Source organism: Weeksella sp. HMSC059D05 (assembly GCF_001809725.1).
GTDB classification, from domain to species: Bacteria; Bacteroidota; Bacteroidia; order Flavobacteriales; family Weeksellaceae; genus Weeksella; species Weeksella virosa.
This window is the reverse complement of sequence record NZ_KV798514.1, coordinates 40535-58060: the sequence shown is the minus strand read 5'-3', so window position 1 is coordinate 58060 and position 17526 is coordinate 40535. Positions and strand designations below refer to the sequence as shown.

19 protein-coding genes are annotated in these 17526 nt (G+C 37.0%); 10 read left to right on the top strand and 9 right to left on the bottom strand.

Annotated features, from left to right (window positions below; all coding sequences use genetic code 11):
• Positions 1-34 precede the first annotated feature (34 nt).
• The 4 genes from HMPREF2660_RS00270 (at position 35) to HMPREF2660_RS00255 (ending at position 3442) form a co-directional block, all read left to right on the top strand.
• The gene (locus tag HMPREF2660_RS00270) at positions 35-1522 is read left to right on the top strand and encodes a succinate CoA transferase (protein WP_013597602.1); all 1488 of its coding nucleotides are present in this window, start codon (positions 35-37) and stop codon (positions 1520-1522) included.
• 105 nt (positions 1523-1627) lie between these two features.
• Positions 1628-1906 carry a hypothetical protein gene (locus HMPREF2660_RS00265; protein ID WP_013597603.1) on the top strand — a complete coding sequence of 93 codons (279 nt, stop codon included), beginning with the start codon at positions 1628-1630 and terminating at the stop codon, positions 1904-1906.
• A gap of 6 nt (positions 1907-1912) precedes the next feature.
• Positions 1913-2296, top strand: a complete 384-nt coding sequence (locus tag HMPREF2660_RS00260; protein WP_070485128.1) for a hypothetical protein — start codon at positions 1913-1915, stop codon at positions 2294-2296.
• A gap of 9 nt (positions 2297-2305) precedes the next feature.
• Complete coding sequence (locus HMPREF2660_RS00255) at positions 2306-3442, top strand: glutathionylspermidine synthase family protein (RefSeq protein WP_070485126.1); 1137 nt, start codon at positions 2306-2308, stop codon at positions 3440-3442.
• Between the two features lie 109 nt (positions 3443-3551).
• Here HMPREF2660_RS00255 and sucD read toward each other — a convergent pair whose 3' ends face one another.
• The 7 genes from sucD to HMPREF2660_RS00220 form a co-directional block, all read right to left on the bottom strand.
• Entirely contained in the window at positions 3552-4421 is an 870-nt protein-coding gene (sucD, locus tag HMPREF2660_RS00250; protein WP_013597607.1) for a succinate--CoA ligase subunit alpha, read from the bottom strand.
• 94 nt (positions 4422-4515) lie between these two features.
• The gene (locus tag HMPREF2660_RS00245; RefSeq protein ID WP_013597608.1) at positions 4516-5451 is read right to left on the bottom strand and encodes a UDP-3-O-(3-hydroxymyristoyl)glucosamine N-acyltransferase; all 936 of its coding nucleotides are present in this window, start codon (positions 5449-5451) and stop codon (positions 4516-4518) included.
• 87 nt (positions 5452-5538) lie between these two features.
• Complete coding sequence (gene efp, locus HMPREF2660_RS00240) at positions 5539-6105, bottom strand: elongation factor P (RefSeq protein WP_013597609.1); 567 nt, start codon at positions 6103-6105, stop codon at positions 5539-5541.
• 25 nt (positions 6106-6130) lie between these two features.
• Positions 6131-6919, bottom strand: a complete 789-nt coding sequence (gene lpxA / locus HMPREF2660_RS00235; protein WP_041942233.1) for an acyl-ACP--UDP-N-acetylglucosamine O-acyltransferase — start codon at positions 6917-6919, stop codon at positions 6131-6133.
• A gap of 16 nt (positions 6920-6935) precedes the next feature.
• A complete protein-coding gene (locus tag HMPREF2660_RS00230; RefSeq protein ID WP_070485123.1) occupies positions 6936-8324 on the bottom strand; it encodes a bifunctional UDP-3-O-[3-hydroxymyristoyl] N-acetylglucosamine deacetylase/3-hydroxyacyl-ACP dehydratase in 1389 nt (462 codons plus the stop codon).
• Between the two features lie 4 nt (positions 8325-8328).
• Entirely contained in the window at positions 8329-9354 is a 1026-nt protein-coding gene (lpxD, locus tag HMPREF2660_RS00225; protein WP_013597612.1) for a UDP-3-O-(3-hydroxymyristoyl)glucosamine N-acyltransferase, read from the bottom strand.
• Between the two features lie 73 nt (positions 9355-9427).
• Entirely contained in the window at positions 9428-10648 is a 1221-nt protein-coding gene (locus HMPREF2660_RS00220) for an HD domain-containing protein (RefSeq protein WP_083299033.1), read from the bottom strand.
• A gap of 52 nt (positions 10649-10700) precedes the next feature.
• On the opposite strand from HMPREF2660_RS00220, the gene HMPREF2660_RS00215 reads away from it, so the two are divergent.
• The 5 genes from HMPREF2660_RS00215 to HMPREF2660_RS00195 all read left to right on the top strand — a co-directional run bounded on the left by HMPREF2660_RS00215 (position 10701) and on the right by HMPREF2660_RS00195 (position 14956).
• Positions 10701-12257 carry a T9SS response regulator signal transducer PorX gene (locus HMPREF2660_RS00215; protein ID WP_013597614.1) on the top strand — a complete coding sequence of 519 codons (1557 nt, stop codon included), beginning with the start codon at positions 10701-10703 and terminating at the stop codon, positions 12255-12257.
• Positions 12254-12667: a tRNA (adenosine(37)-N6)-threonylcarbamoyltransferase complex ATPase subunit type 1 TsaE gene (gene tsaE, locus HMPREF2660_RS00210; RefSeq protein ID WP_013597615.1), complete on the top strand. Its 414-nt coding sequence runs from the start codon at positions 12254-12256 to the stop codon at positions 12665-12667. The genes HMPREF2660_RS00215 and tsaE overlap by 4 nt, the downstream gene beginning before the upstream one ends.
• Positions 12667-13866 (top strand): alanine dehydrogenase, encoded by a 1200-nt coding sequence (locus HMPREF2660_RS00205; protein ID WP_070485119.1) that lies wholly within the window; start codon positions 12667-12669, stop codon positions 13864-13866. The genes tsaE and HMPREF2660_RS00205 overlap by 1 nt, the downstream gene beginning before the upstream one ends.
• Positions 13863-14249: a hypothetical protein gene (locus HMPREF2660_RS00200; RefSeq protein WP_013597617.1), complete on the top strand. Its 387-nt coding sequence runs from the start codon at positions 13863-13865 to the stop codon at positions 14247-14249. The genes HMPREF2660_RS00205 and HMPREF2660_RS00200 overlap by 4 nt, the downstream gene beginning before the upstream one ends.
• A 155-nt stretch (positions 14250-14404) precedes the next feature.
• Entirely contained in the window at positions 14405-14956 is a 552-nt protein-coding gene (locus tag HMPREF2660_RS00195; protein WP_013597618.1) for a lipocalin family protein, read from the top strand.
• Between the two features lie 63 nt (positions 14957-15019).
• On the opposite strand, the gene coaD is transcribed toward HMPREF2660_RS00195, so the two are convergent.
• Both coaD and HMPREF2660_RS00185 read right to left on the bottom strand, forming a co-directional pair.
• Positions 15020-15496, bottom strand: coding sequence for a pantetheine-phosphate adenylyltransferase (gene coaD, locus HMPREF2660_RS00190; protein ID WP_013597619.1), 477 nt, complete (start codon positions 15494-15496; stop codon positions 15020-15022).
• The gene (locus tag HMPREF2660_RS00185; protein ID WP_013597620.1) at positions 15484-16473 is read right to left on the bottom strand and encodes a D-alanine--D-alanine ligase; all 990 of its coding nucleotides are present in this window, start codon (positions 16471-16473) and stop codon (positions 15484-15486) included. The genes coaD and HMPREF2660_RS00185 overlap by 13 nt, the downstream gene beginning before the upstream one ends.
• A gap of 93 nt (positions 16474-16566) precedes the next feature.
• Between HMPREF2660_RS00185 and HMPREF2660_RS00180 the strand changes: the two genes are divergently transcribed.
• A complete protein-coding gene (locus tag HMPREF2660_RS00180; protein WP_013597621.1) occupies positions 16567-17526 on the top strand; it encodes a PASTA domain-containing protein in 960 nt (319 codons plus the stop codon).

Sequence of the window (17526 nt, the reverse complement as noted above, 5' to 3'; positions counted from 1 at the left end):
GCAGAAAAACACGGTGAAAAAATTTACAAACAACATGATAGAGAGAATCCCCAACAACGAACTGCGCTCGAAGGTGATGACAGCCCAAGAAGCTGCACAAATCTTCAAGGATCAGATGATTGTCGGATCTAGTGGTTTTACCCGTGGTGGCGACTCGAAGGTAGTCTTGAAAGCACTTGCTGAAAGAAACCAGATAGAAAATATAAAAATTACACTGATAACTGGGGCATCATTGGGGCACGACACAGACGGAGCTCTTGCTCATAATCATGCGCTACACAAACGTTTACCCTTTCAGGTAGATAGAACATTGCGCAAAGAGATAAACAACGGGAATGTTTTATTTGTCGATCAACATCTAAGCAAAACTTCTGATTTAATCTCGAACGGTACATTTCCAATTGATGTAGGCGTTCTTGAGGTTGCAGAAATTCTAGAAGATGGACACCTAGTCCCAACAACCTCTATCGGGAACAATGTAGCGATTGCAGAAAATGCCCAAAAATTGATAATAGAGATCAATACATCTATCCCCAAAAACATTCGTGGTATCCATGATATTTATTCGGTAAATGAACATCAGAATAAACCCATCAATATTTGTAGTGCAAGCGACCGTATTGGGACAGATACGATAAAAGTTGATCCTAAAAAAATTGTAGCCATTGTTTTTCAAGATATTCAAGATGCACCTGGCGATATTACTCCACCAGACGAGCAAACAGAAGCAATAGCAAAAAATATTGTTCGCTTTCTCGAAAACGAAGTAAAGCAAGGTCGATTAGACAACTCACTTCGGCCTCTGCAATGCGGAATAGGTAAAGTAGCGAATGCTGTTTTGGGCGGGATGATCGATTCTGATTTCGAGAATCTAACGATGTATTCGGAAGTTTTCCAAGACTCTACTTTTGATTTAATCGATTCTGGAAAATTAGTTTTTGCCTCTGCTTCTGCAATGACTGTTTCGCCAGAATGCTACAATCGTGTAATTCATCATATCGATAACTATAAAGACAAAATTGTTCTTCGTCCACAAAACATCAGTAACTCACCAGAAGTTATCGCACGTTTAGGTGTTATCGGGATCAACACTTCGTTAGAATGTGATATATACGGAAACGTAAATTCTACACATGTCATCGGCACCAATATGATGAACGGAATTGGAGGTTCGGGTGATTTTGCTCGCAATACTTATCTTTCTATTTTCGTAACTTCATCAACCGCAAAAGACGGAAAAATCAGCAGTATCGTTCCGATGGTGACTCATGTAGACCATAGTGAGCACGATGTAGACGTTATAGTAACCGAACAGGGTTTGGCTGATTTACGAGGTTTAGCTCCACGCGAAAGAGCTAAAGTAATTATCGAAAATTGCGCTCATACAGACTACAAACAAGAATTATTATCCTACTACGAAAGAGCCTGCCAAGAAAGAGGTGGCCAAACTCCTCATCTATTAGAAGAGGCTTTCTCTTGGCACACTCGATTGAGAGAAACCGGAACAATGAAAAAAGCTTAGTACAATCATTAAATAATTTATGAGACAAAGCATGATTCGGATACAATCTGAATTGTGCTTTTTTTTATGAAATGTGTAATTTTGTGCAATATCAATAAAAAAAACATGAAAAATATCCTCCCTGTTCTACTTCTATTGACTGCATTTTTTGCATGTCAATCCCCACAAAAATCCAATCAAAACTTAGAGCAAATCAACAAACAATCGGCTAGAGAGGTCGTATTATCTACCCAAATAAAGGGTGATTCGGTTCTGCATATTACCCAACAAAAAATTTGGTCGAACCATTTAATGATAACCGAAAAGATAGATACGTTGATTACTCATAAACAGTACACGCCTGCAGATTCTACCAAAATCCCAATTTACGTAACCATTCAATAATAAAACATGAAAAAAAAAGATAAAAGAGCCAGTAAAGTTGTTACATTGGTATTGATTTCATCGGTACTCAGCTCGTGCATGAATCGCGAAGAAACACCTATTGATACTCATCCACAAAGAGTTTTTATGCGAGCAGATTCTACTGCACCTTATACCGAGGTTACTGAAAATTATGCTAGCCAAAACAATTCTCATTTTGGTGAGATGGGAAGTTCGTTGCTTTGGTTTATGGCTTTCCGTAGTCTAGCGGGCGGTATGGGTTACGCAAGTCCAGGATTGCATCAACAATCGAATGTAGGAACAAATGCTGCAAAAGCGAAAGCCTACAAAGGACAAACAATTCGTGGCGGATTCGGCAAATCTTCATCAGCACGCTCTGTTTCATCCTAACCCAATCTTATGCAAAGGAAAAAAATTACAGCCGATAGTCATTGGCAAGAACGAGTAGAAAAAATTGGTTTTGGATACCATACCGATGAAAATAATCTCCCGTATTGGATAGAAAATTATTATTATTCGATTAGCGAAAAAGAGGCCGACCAGATTTATGATGCGACGAATGAATTATGGGAAATGTGTCTACATGCAGTGGAATATGTGATTTCAAATAATCGATTGGATGAATTTAAAATACCGAAATTTATTCAACCATATTTGATTGATACTTGGAGAAATGATGCGCCAAGTATTTATGGTCGTTTCGATTTTGCTTACCATAACGGACAGCTAAAATTATTAGAATTTAACGCCGATACGCCAACTTCTCTCTTCGAGTGTGGCGTGGTACAATGGCTTTGGATGGAATATTACTTCGGAACACAGAAAGATCAATTCAACTCGGTACATGAGAAATTAATCGAAACCTGGAAAATGTTAAAACCCTATCTCAAAGGAGAAGTTGTGCATTTTACTTGTGTTCGAGAATCATTAGAAGATCTTACCAATCTAGAATATATAAGAGACTGTGCGATACAAGCTGGCTTACAAACTAAACTTATTTATATAGATGAAATCGGCTGGAACAATATCCACTTTGTCGATTTAGAAGAAGAACCGATTACCGATATTTTCAAGCTTTATCCTTGGGAGTGGATGGTGAATGAACTATTTGCGTACAATATCAAAAATGACGAATTCAATGCAAATTGGATAGAACCTGCTTGGAAAATGATTTTATCGAACAAAGCAATTTTACCTATTTTATGGGAATTATATCCCAATCATCCTTTATTGTTAGAAGCATATTTCGAATCGGCTAACGGCATGGAAAATTATGTAAAAAAACCTTTACTATCTCGTGAAGGAGCCAATATCGAAGTGATAAAAGAAGGAAAATTATTCGAAAAAACTTCAGGTGAATATGGCGAAGAAGGTTTTATATACCAAGCTTTTGCCAATTTGCACCAAGAAGAAACAGCTTATGCTATTATTGGGAGCTGGATAATCGGACAAGAAGCTTGTGGAATTACTTTCCGAGAAAGTGATCAATACATCACAACCGACAAAAGTCGTTTTGTACCGCATATCATCGAATAGCTTTTTCGGGTTTTGTTTTTTATCGGTCTAGCAAACTCTAACATTGTAACAAAAAAAGGAACTCCTGCATAGAGTTCCTTTTTCATTTATATAAAACCTGGTTTTTTTCTTATCCTAAAACTTTTGCGACCGTTTCACCAATATGTGCTGGCGATTCAACCACGTGAATCCCGCACTCCGCCATAATTTTCATTTTAGCCTGAGCTGTATCTTCTGCTCCACCAACAATTGCACCTGCGTGTCCCATTGTACGACCTTTCGGTGCTGTTTGACCCGCAATAAATCCTACTACAGGTTTTGTACCGTGCTCTTTAATCCAACGAGCAGCTTCAGCTTCTAACTGCCCACCGATCTCACCAATCATGACGATACATTCGGTTTCTGGATCATTCATAAACAATTCTACGGCTTCTTTTGTAGTTGTACCGATAATTGGGTCACCACCGATACCGATCGCTGTAGAAATTCCGTATCCAGCTTTTACTACTTGGTCAGCAGCTTCATAGGTTAAAGTTCCTGATTTTGATACAATCCCAACTTTACCTGGTTTGAAAATGAAACCTGGCATAATTCCCACTTTAGCTTCACCTGAAGTGATAACTCCTGGACAGTTTGGTCCGATTAAAGTAACATCGCGTTGGTCAACATAGGCTTGTACTTTTACCATATCTTCTACCGGAATACCTTCTGTGATACAGATAATAACTCGGATTCCAGCATCTGCAGCTTCCATCACAGCATCCGCAGCGAAAGCTGGTGGTACGAAAATGATACTCACATCTGCTCCTGTTTCTTTTACAGCTTCGCGCACTGTATTGAAAACTGGTCTCCCCAAATGTTCGGTTCCCCCTTTTCCTGGAGTTGTTCCTCCAACAACTTGGGTTCCGTATTCGATCATTTGTTCTGCGTGGAAGGTTCCTTCTTTTCCTGTGAACCCTTGTACAATTATTTTAGAGTCTTTATTTACTAATACTGCCATTATGTTTATTTTTTGTTGAGCAAATATAACGTCTTCGCTACATTTATAAAAATTATTCGAATGATTTAGGACATTTATTACCTAAATTTAAAGTTTAATCGTTTGTTTTGTTTCGGTATTCTTTTAACATAATTTGGGTGAGTGCCATTTTTTTATACATTTTTTTGGCTTCTTCTGCCGGCGAACCAAAATATGCTTGATGTCCTTCTAGAGATTTCGTCACACCCGATTGTGCATACAGAATGGTTTTCTCACCAATTGTTACCCCACTTGTAATCCCTACTTGTCCCCAAATATTTACATCGTTTTCTATGGTTACACAGCCAGCAATTCCGACCTGCGAAGCAATAAGACAACGTTCACCTATAATGGTGTCGTGCCCAATTTGGATTTGATTATCTAATACGGAACCTTTTTTGATAATGGTTGAAGCCGTTACTCCTCGATCAATAGTACAATTTGCGCCAATCTCTACTCCATCTTCTATAATAACATTGCCCACAGATTTCAATCGATCATAACCATTTTCTCTTTTCTTATAATAGAAGGCATCTGCCCCCAAAATGGTTCCACTACGGATAATTACATCATCACCAATAATTGCATCATCGTTGATGCTAACATTGGCATGAATGACACAATTCTTCCCAATTTTCACATTATTCCCAATAAAAACATTGGGCTGAATTATAGTTCCTTCTCCTATTTCTGCATCGGGCGATATAGCATCAGTTGCGGGTTGAAAAGGCTTGAAGAATTGACCAATTTTTACAAAGTCGCGAAATGGATCATCCGATAAAAGTAAAGCTTTTCCTGCTGGACATTCTACTTCTTTGTTAATCAGCACGATGGTTGCAGCCGAATTAAGGGCTTTTTCATAGTACTTTGGATGATCTACAAAGACGATATCACCTGCTTCTACTCGGTGTATTTCATTCAAACCATAGACGGGAAAATCAGCAGCACCGATGGGCGTGGTTCCACTGATTTCGGCAATTTCTTTTAAGGTATATTTTCTCGGAAATTTCATTTTGTTGTTGAGTCAATAATTTGCTACAAATATCTCTAAAAAAAGAGCACCTAGGTGCTCTTTTTTTATGATTATTTTATCTAAAAATTATTCTTTCACGCGTTCTACATACGAACCATCTTCTGTATTAATTTTTACTTTATCTCCCTCGTTGATAAAAAGTGGTACACGAATCTCTGCTCCAGTTTCTACGGTAGCTGGTTTCATTGCATTGGTTGCTGTATCCCCCTTTACTCCTGGCTCTGTATAGGTAACTTCTAGGATTACAGTATTTGGTAATTCGGCAGATAAGGGTACTTCATCTTCTGCACGGAATAGGATTTTCACTTCATCACCTGCTTTCATAAACTGGTGATTATCAATCAGTCCCTTGTCGATATAGACTTGCGAGAAGTCGTCATTATTCATAAAATGAAAACCGTTCTCATCATCATACAAATATTGGTAATTACGGGTTTCTACACGCACTTCATCGATTTTATGACCCGCTGCGAAAGTGTTTTCTAATACTTTTCCGTTGGTTACTGATTTTAATTTTGTACGAACAAATGCTGGTCCTTTCCCTGGTTTAACGTGTAAAAAATCTACAATTTTCCATGTATCGTTGTTCCAATTGATACATAAACCTTTTCTGATATCTGAAGTTGTTGCCATTGTATTTGGTATAAAAATTAGAATATTATTGTGCCAAACCAACGTAGCCTTTCATGATTCCACGTTCGCTTGATTCTATAAAATTAATAATTAAGTTGCGTTCTTCCGAAGCAGGAAACTCTGTTTTGATTATTTCTAATGCTTGAGAAACGTTATAATTCATCTGAAAAAGAATTCGGTATATACTTTGGATTTCGTAAATTTTTTCTGATGTAAAACCTCTTCTACGCAATCCTACCGAATTGATGCCTGCATAAGTCAAAGGAGTATTGGCTCCTTTAACATACGGTGGGACATCTTTGCGAATTTGTGAGGCACCTGCAATGAATGCATGAGCACCAATTTTGGTAAACTGATGTACACCGCTTAAACCACCAACAAATGCATAGTCGCCCACTTCTATATGCCCAGCTAAGCCTACGGCATTAACGATAATTACATTGTTACCCAAAATACAGTCGTGTGCAATATGGGCTCCTGCCATAATGAGGCAGTTGTCACCAATTTTGGTATACCCTAATGCAACCGTTCCTTTGTTTACGGTAACACTTTCGCGTATTGTCGTATTATCTCCGATAATGGTCAGTGTTTTTTCGCCTTGGTATTTAAGATCTTGCGGTTCGGCTGATATTACTGCTCCTGGGTAGATTTTACAGTTTTTTCCGATTCTGGCTCCCTCCATAATAGTAACATTCGGAGCGATCCATGTCCCTTCGCCAATTTCTACATCGTTGGCAATGTATGAAAAAGGACTAATTGTAACATTTTCGCCAATTACCGCTGTGGGATGAATGTATGCCATTTGTTGATTCATTACTTCCATTCAAAAATTATTCCTTTGTTATAACGGCCATCATTTCTGCTTCCACAGCTAGAGTATTGTTTACATATCCTTGTCCTCGCATATGTACAATTCCTCTACGAATAGGCGCTAATAAATCCATTTTAAAGACCAAGGTGTCACCAGGAACGACTTTTTGTTTGAATTTTGCGTTTTCAATTTTCATAAAATACGTCGAATATTCTTGTGGGTTATCTAATTCTCCCAAAACTAATAGTCCTCCTAATTGTGCCATTGCTTCAATTTGCAAAACGCCAGGCATTACCGGTTCTTTTGGGAAATGTCCTACGAAAAATGGTTCATTCATTGTGACATTTTTTATCCCAACTAAACTGGTCGGAGTTTTCTCTATCACCTTATCAATCAACAAAAAAGGAGGTCTATGTGGTAACAAATCTATAATATCATTAATCGTATAGACTGGTTCTTTTGTCAGATCGAATTCTGGTATTTTATTACGTTGTGCCAGCTTGATTTGTTTATTTAATTTCTTTGCAAAATTAGTATTTATTTTGTGACCTGGCTTCGATGCAATAATTTTTGCTTTTAATTTTGTGCCAATTAAAGCTAAATCACCCATTACATCTAGTAATTTATGTCTTGCTGCTTCGTTTGGATAATGCAAAGATAAGTGGTCTAAAATTCCGTTTGGCTTGATCGAAACGTTTTCCCTATTAAAGGCTTTGCATAATCGTTCTTTGGTTTGTGGAGTGATTTCTTTATCTACATACACAATGGCATTGTCTAGATCGCCTCCTTTAACCAAGCCTGCTTCGAGCAGTTGTTCTAATTCGTGTAGAAAACAAAATGTTCTAGAGTTAGCAATTTCTTCTTTAAAGTTTTTGATACTACTTAGGGTTGCATTTTGTGTTCCTAGGACTTTGGTACCAAAATCTACCATCGTCGTGATTTGATATTCATCGGCTGGGATAGCAGTGATTTCTGAACCTGTTTCTGGATCGGTGAAGGTTACAATTTCTTTTATTTTGAAGTATTCCCTTTCTTTATCTTGCTCTACAATCCCTGCATTTTCTATCGCTTCTACAAAAAAGATAGAGGAACCATCCATAATCGGTGGTTCTGCATTGTCTATTTCTATATAACAGTTATCGATATCCATCCCTACCAAAGCTGCTAAAACATGTTCGGTAGTATGTACTTTCACGCCCTTCTTCTCTAAGGTTGTTCCTCGGACGGTGCTCACCACATATTGTGCATCTGCCTCAACCTGCGGATTACCCTCTAAGTCTGTGCGTACAAAAACAAAACCCGTATCTACGTCAGCTGGCTTGAAGGTTAATTTCACCTGTTTACCTGTGTGTAATCCTACACCTTCTAAAACCGCTTCTTTAGCTAAGGTTTTTTGATAATCAGCCATTTAATTATTTATTTTTTTGTTTTTCTATTTCTTCTAATCTCTTTACAATTTCAGGAAATTTTCTGAAATATACGTATGATCGTCTAAAGTCACTTGCTTTCATTGCAGGAGAGCCATATAATATTTCTCCGTCGGCAATGTTATCATTTATTCCTGCTTGCGCCTGAATTTGCAAGTTATTGCCTAATTGCAAATGCCCTGCTACCCCAACTTGTCCACCTATAATGCAATTTTTACCAATTTTGGTAGATCCTGCCACTCCGGTTTGTGAAGCGATTACAGTGTTTTCGCCAATTTTTACGTTGTGCGCTATTTGTATTAGGTTATCTAACTTCACACCTCGCTCGATAATCGTAGAACCCATTGTTGCTCGATCGATTGTCGTATTTGCTCCAATTTCTACATTGTCATGGATGATTACATTTCCTATTTGTGGTACTTTTCGATACGATCCGTCAGCCATAGGTGTAAAACCAAACCCATCGGCTCCTATCACAACATTGCTGTGTAGGGTACAACCTTCACCTACAATACAATCGTTATAGATTTGTACTCCACTATGAATTATCGTATTGTCGCCAATGGTTACTTGATCACCGATTGTGCAGTTAGGATATATTTTTACATTGTTACCAATTTTTACATTTTGCCCTATCGATGTAAAACTCCCTATATAAACTTGTTCCCCAAGTTGAGTGCTTTCTGGGATTTTAACAAAATCATCAATTCCGACTTTACTATTTTTGATGGTTTCGGAATAATAATGGAGAAGCTGAGTAAATGCTTCATATGCGTCCGCTACTCGGATGATCGTTGCCTCTATCGGTTTTTGCAAATGAAAATCTTTACCGAGGATAACGACACTTGCATGTGTAGAATAGACAAATTGTTCGTATTTCGGATTACCCAAAAACGTAATATCACCTGCCTTGCCTTCTTCTATTTTAGCAATATTAGAAACAGTTGTATTTCGGTCTCCCTCAACTGTTCCGTCTATTATATTTGCAATCTGAGTTGCTGTGAATTTCATAGTTTGCAAAAATATTAATTTATTTCAGATTCTAAAATATATTTTAGACAAAAAAGATCTCTATATTCATCTACTAACTTACTGAATAGAAATGATATCTTTTACTTTCTCTGCTCAAATACAAACTCACTAACTGATGTTCTACTTGAGTAATTTCTTTCATAGATCCATTTTTGTCGATTATTTTAATAGGCGAAATATATGGATCATACGGCAATACATCTAGCGTATTATAGCCCATCAAATAACTTGCGTCTTCTACACCAAACTTATCTTCTATCCTTTTTTGTTCACGATCTAGATATGCTCTTTGTATTGGCTGATTCATCACGATTGCTTTAGGCAACTTCCTGTCTACTAACATTAGGCACAATATACGCAATATTTCGTCTGAGTGGTTTGTCCACTCTTTTATAGAGCTCATCACATCATGATCATCTAGCTGCGTAAACATGGCTATTGCATGTGGATTTTCTGCAAAATTAGTCTTTTGATGCTCCAAAAAATACGTCATAGCAGAGGTTGCGAAAAGTTTTTCACCTCGCCGCACCAAGTCTTTTGCTCGGCGTAGTGTCTGAATCAAAATTTGCTCAGCCGTAAAAGAAGTTTTGTGCATATACACCTGCCAATACATAAACATTCTGGCCATCAGAAACTTCTCGATACTGTACAAACCTTTGGCTTCGTACACCAATTCGTTCTCATGAACAGTCATCATCGAGATAATTCGATCGGGATTGATATTGCCCTCTACAACTCCAGTATAAAAACTATCGCGCTTGAGATAATCTAATCGATCAATATCGAGTTGGCTCGAAACCAATTGTTTGAGAAATTTTTTGGGATATTCCCCTTTGAAGATTCGAATGGCAGTTGTTAAACTTCCGTTAAAAACACGATTCAATTCTTGCATCAAAACCAATGAAATTTCTTCATGTTTTGTATCTTCGATAATCGAATGCTCGAGCGAATGAGAAAAAGGTCCATGCCCCAAATCATGCAACAGAATCGCAAGATAAACGCCGGTCTCTTCATCAGCAGAAATCGGAACGTTTTTTGCTCGTAAAGTTGCCACTGCGTTTTGCATCAGATAAAGACATCCTAATGCATGATGCAAACGAGAATGCCGTGCACCAGGGTAAACCATTTGCGTAAGTCCGGTTTGTGAAATGCGTCTTAATCTCTGAAAATAAGGATGTTGAATAACATCAAAAACAAGATCGTTCGGTAACCGAATAAAACCATGTACCGGATCGTTTACTATTTTGAATTTATTCGTTTTTGAAGAATCCAAAATGGATATATTTTAATAATTTAAACACAAAAATACACAAAAACAGATAACTATGGCGATAAAAATATTATGGATAGATGACGAAATTGATTTATTGAAACCGCATGCACTTTTTTTAGAAAAAAAAGGCTACGAACCGACCATGATAAATAATGCAACGGATGCCTTGGAAGTTATCGAAAAAGAGAATTTCGATGCGGTACTTATCGACGAAAATATGCCAGGCTTGAGTGGATTAGAAGCATTGCCAAAAATAAAAGATATTCGCCCTCTTTTACCTGTTATCATGGTAACAAAAAGCGAAGAGGAACATATTATGGAGGACGCAATTGGCTCGCACATTGCAGACTACCTCATAAAACCTGTTAATCCTAATCAAATATTATTAAGCCTAAAAAAAATCTTAGAAAGTAACAAAATCATCTCAGAAAAAACCATCATCAATTATCAACAAGAATTTCGAGATATATCGATGAGCATCATAAATGCTAGAAATTTTGCAGATTGGGAAGATATTTACAAAAAAATCGTTTATTGGGAGCTAGAGCTAGAAAATATCAGCGATCAAGCATTGATCCAAATTATCGAAAACCAAAAAGAAGAAGCCAATGCTGCATTCTTCAAATTTATCGAACGCAATTACGAAGATTGGCTATACAATGCAGAGGATGCACCTATTTTATCTCACCAGGCTTTCAAAGAAGTCGTTCTACCCCATCTCGACCCTAATGAAAAAGTACTTTTGATAATGATAGATAATCTACGGTATGACCAATGGAAAGTTATCGAGCCACTCTTTAATCGATACTACAATTCTACCCAAGAAGATTTGTATTCATCCATCTTGCCGTCTGCCACGCAATATGCAAGAAATGCATTTTTTGCAGGTTTAACCCCATTAGATATTCAGAAAAAATATCCAGAATATTGGTTGAACGATCATGAAGAGGGCAATAAAAATAGTAATGAAAAAGAATTTTTGTCTGATCAACTCAAACGATTAGGTAAAGGGAATTTGAGCATGAATTATTTTAAGATTTTGAATTCGGATTTCGAACGAAAAATTTCAGATGATTTTAACAATTTCAAAAACAACAACCTCAATGTAATTGTGTATAACTTTATCGACATTCTTTCGCACGCCAAAACCGACAATAAGATCGTGAGCGAAATGATAAGAAACGACAAGACTTATCGTTCGATTACCAAGCACTGGTTCGAAAATTCTTATTTACTAGAAATCGTAAAAAAAGCCTCTACAGAAGGCATCAAAATAATCGTAACAACTGATCACGGGACCATTTACGTAAAAGAGCCAACCAAAGTAGTTGGCGACAAAGAATCGAGCACAAACTTACGTTACAAACTAGGTCGCCAATTACAATATGACCCGAAAGATGTTTTCGTGATAGATCAGCCCGAAAAATTCTTTTTACCTAAGGTAAATATTAGTTCGAAGTATATCTTTGCAAAGGAAAATTTATTTTTGACCTTTCCAAAAAATTACAATCATTTTGTTAATTATTATAAAGATACCTATCAGCATGGCGGTATTTCTCTAGAAGAAATGATAATCCCGATTGCTGTACTAACACCTAAAAAACAATGACATACCGTGTACCTACCCTAAAAGACTTACCACAAGTTGCGCAACTAGTTGCCCAAGAGCTAAGCCATAACATCATCTGTTTTCAGGGCGAAATGGGTGCTGGAAAAACAACTTTCATCAAAGCATTGGTCAAAGAACTGGGCAGCAATGACGATGTCACGAGCCCAACTTTTGCACTGGTTAATGAATATGTGACCCAAGATTACAAAAAAATTTTTCATTTCGATTTTTATAGAATTGAAGACGAAGAAGAAGCCTTGGATATCGGGTTAGAAGATTATTTAGACAGCGGTAACATTTGTTTGATTGAATGGCCAAATAAAATCACTAATTTTGTACCCGACAACCATCAGACAATTAGCATCGAAATACTAGAAGACGGTAGTCGACAAATAACAGTGAATAAATAATGGACGAGATTTTCACCCCATTTTCGAAAGAAGAGTTGATACCTCAACCCGAATTATTGGAAGTTCCGAACAAAAGAGAACGCTTTAGCATTGGCATTCCGTGTGAAGACAACAACCAAGAAAAACGAATCATCCTTACACCAGATGCAGTAGAAGTATTGGTAAACAATGGCCATCATGTAACAATAGAAACAGGTGCAGGTGAAGGCGCACATTTCTCAGATAAAGAATATTCGGACGCAGGTGCAGAAATTTGCTACGACACACAGGCGATTTTCGAGAAGCCTATCATTCTAAAAGTTGGTCCATTAACCGAAAAAGAACAAACTTGGATAAAGCCCAATACATTTTTAGTATCGAGTGTTTTACCCAACCTGCTCAACCAAGCCTATTTTCAGAACTTGGCCAAAAAAAAAGTAACTGCAGTAGGTTTCGAATATATTAAAGATGAACAAGACGAACTCCCCGTAATGCGTTTACTGAGTGAAATTGCAGGGACAACGTCTATTTTAGTTGGCAGTGAATTGATGTCCTCTGCTCATGGTGGAAACGGAATTCTTATGGGAGGAATCACGGGAGTTCGACCAACCGAAGTCGTAATACTAGGCGCAGGAACAGTAGCCGAAAATGCTGCCCGAACTGCATTAGGACTTGGAGCATCTGTAAGAGTTTTCGACAATTCGCTAACTCGACTTCGTCGATTACAAAAAAACATTGGACAAATGTTACCTACATCGACTATCGACCCAAAAGAATTAGGGAAAGCCCTCATGCGTTGCGATATAGCCATCGGTGCTCTACACGGGGAAACCCGTACACCTTGCGTTGTTAGCGAACTGATGGTAGAACGTATGAAACCAGGCGCAGTCATTATCGACATCTCAATTGATAACGGGGGTTGTTTCGAGACCTCAGAAGTTACCTCTCATGATCGCCCAATTTTCACCAAACACGATGTCATTCATTATTGTGTATCCAATATTACTTCGCGTGTTGCACGCACATCGACCAAAGCTTTGAGTAATTTTTTCTTGCCGTATATTTTGATGATTTCGAACGAAGGGGGATTAGAAACACTTCTTCATCGAAATAAAACAATCCGAAACGGAATCTATATTTACAAAGGAAGGTTGGTGAAAAAAAGCTTAAGCGAACGCTTTGACCTTCCTTTTCATGATATTAATTTACTGATCTTATGAGTTTTGCACAACGACTAAAATATTATTTAATCGGAATTGGTCTTGGTATAATTGTAGTTTTTATTTTTTTTGGGAAAAGAACATTTCAATGCTCTTATTTTCCAAATGCACGCGCACTAGATGAAGCAAAATTCTATCCGATTAACTATTCTCCCGAGGTAGAAAGTTTTTTCAGATCACACAAAATCGACACTACATTCGTGAAAGATCAACTTTTCAGGCGAAGTACCATCACAAATTTTGGCACAGAAGAAGTTAAAGCAAAACCGTGCAGAATCTATCGTGCCAACTACGACAACGCTGATTTACAACGTAAATACGAATTTGTTTACAAAATTTGCAAAGATTTTACCTATATCGAATCTATCAAAGAAGTAGATTAAAAATACCCCCACAAGACTGTATTTCATCCTACCTATAATATCGAGGAATAAAAAATTGAAACAGAAAAAGATTATGAAAATATTAGCATATTTCTATGCCAAATGGTACATTTTTTTCTATTTCATAACAAAACAAAAAAGATTGAATTACTACCATGAAAAATAATAAAAAAATTGCTTTTGGCACGTTGCTCTTAGGGGCTGTTAGCACAGGAGTTTATTTATGGAAAAATAGAAATAAAAATAAAAAAATTAATTTTAGAACCGTTCCTCGTTTTCAGCTAAACAAGTTCCTGGGGCGTTGGTATGAGATTGCTAGAATAGAAAACAACTCACTGATGACGAATTGTTTAGCAAGATATATACAAGAAGAAGACGGAAACCTGAAAGTAATTTATAGTGGTTTTGATAAAAAGAAAAAACGCTGGAAAAAAATCGAAGGAAAACTTAAAATCGAAAATGAGCAAACAGGAAAACTAAAAGTTTCTTTCCATACCTTTCTCTATTCACCATATAATATTGTTGACATTGATGAGAACTACGAAAATGCTCTAATTGCAGGGAAAAACCACGATTTTCTATGGTTGATTTCTCGAGAAAAAGAAATCTCTGATAAAACAAAATCTAGGTTCTTAGCCAAAGCAATCGATTTGGGGTATGATATTTCTAGATTATCTTGGACCTCTCAAGTACCGATAGAGAATTAATGAATCATCCGACTAAAAAAATAACCTTAGTTTTAGCTAAGGTTATCTTTTTTTTATAAAAAACTATTTAGTTTCACATTTATACTTCACCGAAGATGGAACTAATTTTTTGTATTCGCCACCATTGATCATTACATCTCGAACGATACTAGAACTGATGTATGCTTTACCCGAGCTTGTGAGCAAGAAAACAGTCTCGACATCGTAATTGGAAATAGCTCGATTGGTGTGAGCAATTGCTTTCTCAAACTCGAAGTCGGCAGGATTTCTTAAACCGCGTAAAATATACCGTGCATCATTATTTAGACAAAAGTCAATGGTCAGCCCATCGTACGTTTGCACGGTAACATTCTCAAAACGTTCGACTGCTTTTTCTATAAATTTTTGGCGCTGTTCTAACGAAAACATATATTTTTTAGCCGAGTTAGTTCCTATTGCAACAATAATTTTATCGAAAAGCGGCACAGCACGTTGAATAATATCCATGTGTCCGATCGTGATAGGATCAAACGATCCTGGGAAAACTGCTATACGTTCCATGGTTTGGGTCTATTAAGGGCAAAATCTAATTCGTTTTGCACAAGTTCTTGTAACGAAATTCCGGCATAAGCGGCCTGTTGCGGAAAAATACTCGCTGGTGACATTCCTGGTAAAGTATTGATTTCTAATAAATATGGCTGATTATCGACAATAATATATTCTGCACGAGAAAAACCATTCATATTAAGAGAATCGTAAACTTTGGTGGCTATTGCTTTTACACTTTCTTCTGTTTCTTGAGAAATTCTTGCTGGGGTAATTTCTTGAGATTTCCCGTCGTATTTTGCTTCATAATCAAAAAATTCATTGTCTGATACGATTTCTGTAATGCCCAAGACGGTAGTTTTTCCTTTGTATTTCAAAACACCAACAGAAACTTCTAATCCATCCAAAAAAGCTTCGATCAACACCTCTTTATCTTCTGCAAAGGCCAATTCTAGCGCTTTTGGGATATCCTCTTCACGGTGAACCTTGGAAATTCCTAAACTCGAACCCGATTTATTCGGTTTCACAAAACATGGCAACCCTAGTTGTTCTACAATTTTTTTAGGCTCTACTTTTTCGCCCTGATACAAATAAACAGATTTTGCGTGCGGGATACCGTATTTACTGAGAACGGCAATACAGTCTTTTTTATTAAATGTAAGAGCAGATTGATAAGAGTCGCATCCGTTATACGGTAAGCCAATCAAATCAAAATAGGCTTGTAAATAACCATCTTCGCCTGGCGTCCCGTGAATAGTATTATAAACAAGATCGAATTTTTCTTTTTTACCATTTCTCTCGAATGAAAAATCGGCTTTGTTTATCGGGTATTTCTCCCCATCAATTTCTGCGTACCATGCATCCTTTAGGATTCTTACGCGGATTGGCTCGTATTTTTCGGTATTGATATTTTGATAAATCAACTCACAACTTTTTAGCGAGATTACCGACTCATCAGAATATCCACCTGCCACTACAGCAACTTTCAACATGATAAAATAAATTTTACCAAATATAAAACTTTGGTCTAATATACGATGACCTAATTTTTATTTTATATTTGTAATTTGATTTATAATTCTTAAATGAAATTAATAAACGTTATTCTGAGTTGGAAGTTTTGGCTAAACCTGATTATTATTTTTGGTTTAGGATATGGATTATACCACACTGTTTTCAATATTTGGTTGTCATCTTACACCAATCACGGTGAAGCTATAGAAGTTCCCGATCTCTCTAAAATGAATATTAAGCAAGCTACGGCTGCATTAGAGGATTTGGGGTTGACCTATGAAATAGACTCGATAAAATACGATCCGAAAATGAAACCCTACACAGTAATTGATTATTATCCTGCAAAGGGTTTTAAGGTAAAGGAAGGACGAAGAATTTTCATCAAATCGAACCCTAGAACTTATGCGCCAGTAGAATTACCCGATTTGATCGGAAAATCGAAACGATTAGCTTTCACACAACTCAATTTATCAGACCTGATTATCGAAAATATAATTTATGAACCCGATTTGGCAAAAAATGCAGTTTTGCGCATTCTATACAATGGAAAAGAGATAAAACCTGGTACTATTTTGCCGCGTTTTGCAAAAATAGATCTTGTTCTAGGTCGTGGTTTGATGCACAATGTTATGATGCCTAACTTGATCGGATTGGATTTATCAACGGTGCGTTCTATCCTGAATGAAAACTTTTTCGAGTTGGGACAAGTCAGATTTTTAGGTGGAGGAAATGATACGATTGCTGCTCGTGTAGTTTATCAATTTCCACTATCTCGTGACCGCTATGACCAAGGTTTACCGGTAGATATTTGGTTATCAGACAAAACTAGCACTGAGATTTCGGCTGAAATAAAAATGCTCGATCGCCAGTTCAAAAACTTTATTGAAGATACAATTACGGGAAGTAAAGTCAACGAATATATTGAGAGAAGCCAAGGTACTACACCAGCAGAACCAACCCCACCTGTTCCTCAACCAAAGCCGCAAGATCAATTACCTCCTAAAAAACCAGAAGGAATAGAAATAGAATAA

Bases quoted from the DNA above. Each gene is read 5' to 3' on its own strand.
- HMPREF2660_RS00270 (WP_013597602.1), top strand. From the start codon at position 35: ATGATAGAGAGAATCCCCAACAACGAACTGCGCTCGAAGGTGATGACA.
- HMPREF2660_RS00265 (WP_013597603.1), top strand. From the start codon at position 1,628: ATGAAAAATATCCTCCCTGTTCTACTTCTATTGACTGCATTTTTTGCA.
- HMPREF2660_RS00260 (WP_070485128.1), top strand. From the start codon at position 1,913: ATGAAAAAAAAAGATAAAAGAGCCAGTAAAGTTGTTACATTGGTATTG.
- HMPREF2660_RS00255 (WP_070485126.1), top strand. From the start codon at position 2,306: ATGCAAAGGAAAAAAATTACAGCCGATAGTCATTGGCAAGAACGAGTA.
- sucD (WP_013597607.1), bottom strand. From the start codon at position 4,421: ATGGCAGTATTAGTAAATAAAGACTCTAAAATAATTGTACAAGGGTTC.
- HMPREF2660_RS00245 (WP_013597608.1), bottom strand. From the start codon at position 5,451: ATGAAATTTCCGAGAAAATATACCTTAAAAGAAATTGCCGAAATCAGT.
- efp (WP_013597609.1), bottom strand. From the start codon at position 6,105: ATGGCAACAACTTCAGATATCAGAAAAGGTTTATGTATCAATTGGAAC.
- lpxA (WP_041942233.1), bottom strand. From the start codon at position 6,919: ATGAATCAACAAATGGCATACATTCATCCCACAGCGGTAATTGGCGAA.
- HMPREF2660_RS00230 (WP_070485123.1), bottom strand. From the start codon at position 8,324: ATGGCTGATTATCAAAAAACCTTAGCTAAAGAAGCGGTTTTAGAAGGT.
- lpxD (WP_013597612.1), bottom strand. From the start codon at position 9,354: ATGAAATTCACAGCAACTCAGATTGCAAATATAATAGACGGAACAGTT.
- HMPREF2660_RS00215 (WP_013597614.1), top strand. From the start codon at position 10,701: ATGGCGATAAAAATATTATGGATAGATGACGAAATTGATTTATTGAAA.
- tsaE (WP_013597615.1), top strand. From the start codon at position 12,254: ATGACATACCGTGTACCTACCCTAAAAGACTTACCACAAGTTGCGCAA.
- HMPREF2660_RS00205 (WP_070485119.1), top strand. From the start codon at position 12,667: ATGGACGAGATTTTCACCCCATTTTCGAAAGAAGAGTTGATACCTCAA.
- HMPREF2660_RS00200 (WP_013597617.1), top strand. From the start codon at position 13,863: ATGAGTTTTGCACAACGACTAAAATATTATTTAATCGGAATTGGTCTT.
- HMPREF2660_RS00195 (WP_013597618.1), top strand. From the start codon at position 14,405: ATGAAAAATAATAAAAAAATTGCTTTTGGCACGTTGCTCTTAGGGGCT.
- coaD (WP_013597619.1), bottom strand. From the start codon at position 15,496: ATGGAACGTATAGCAGTTTTCCCAGGATCGTTTGATCCTATCACGATC.
- HMPREF2660_RS00185 (WP_013597620.1), bottom strand. From the start codon at position 16,473: ATGTTGAAAGTTGCTGTAGTGGCAGGTGGATATTCTGATGAGTCGGTA.
- HMPREF2660_RS00180 (WP_013597621.1), top strand. From the start codon at position 16,567: ATGAAATTAATAAACGTTATTCTGAGTTGGAAGTTTTGGCTAAACCTG.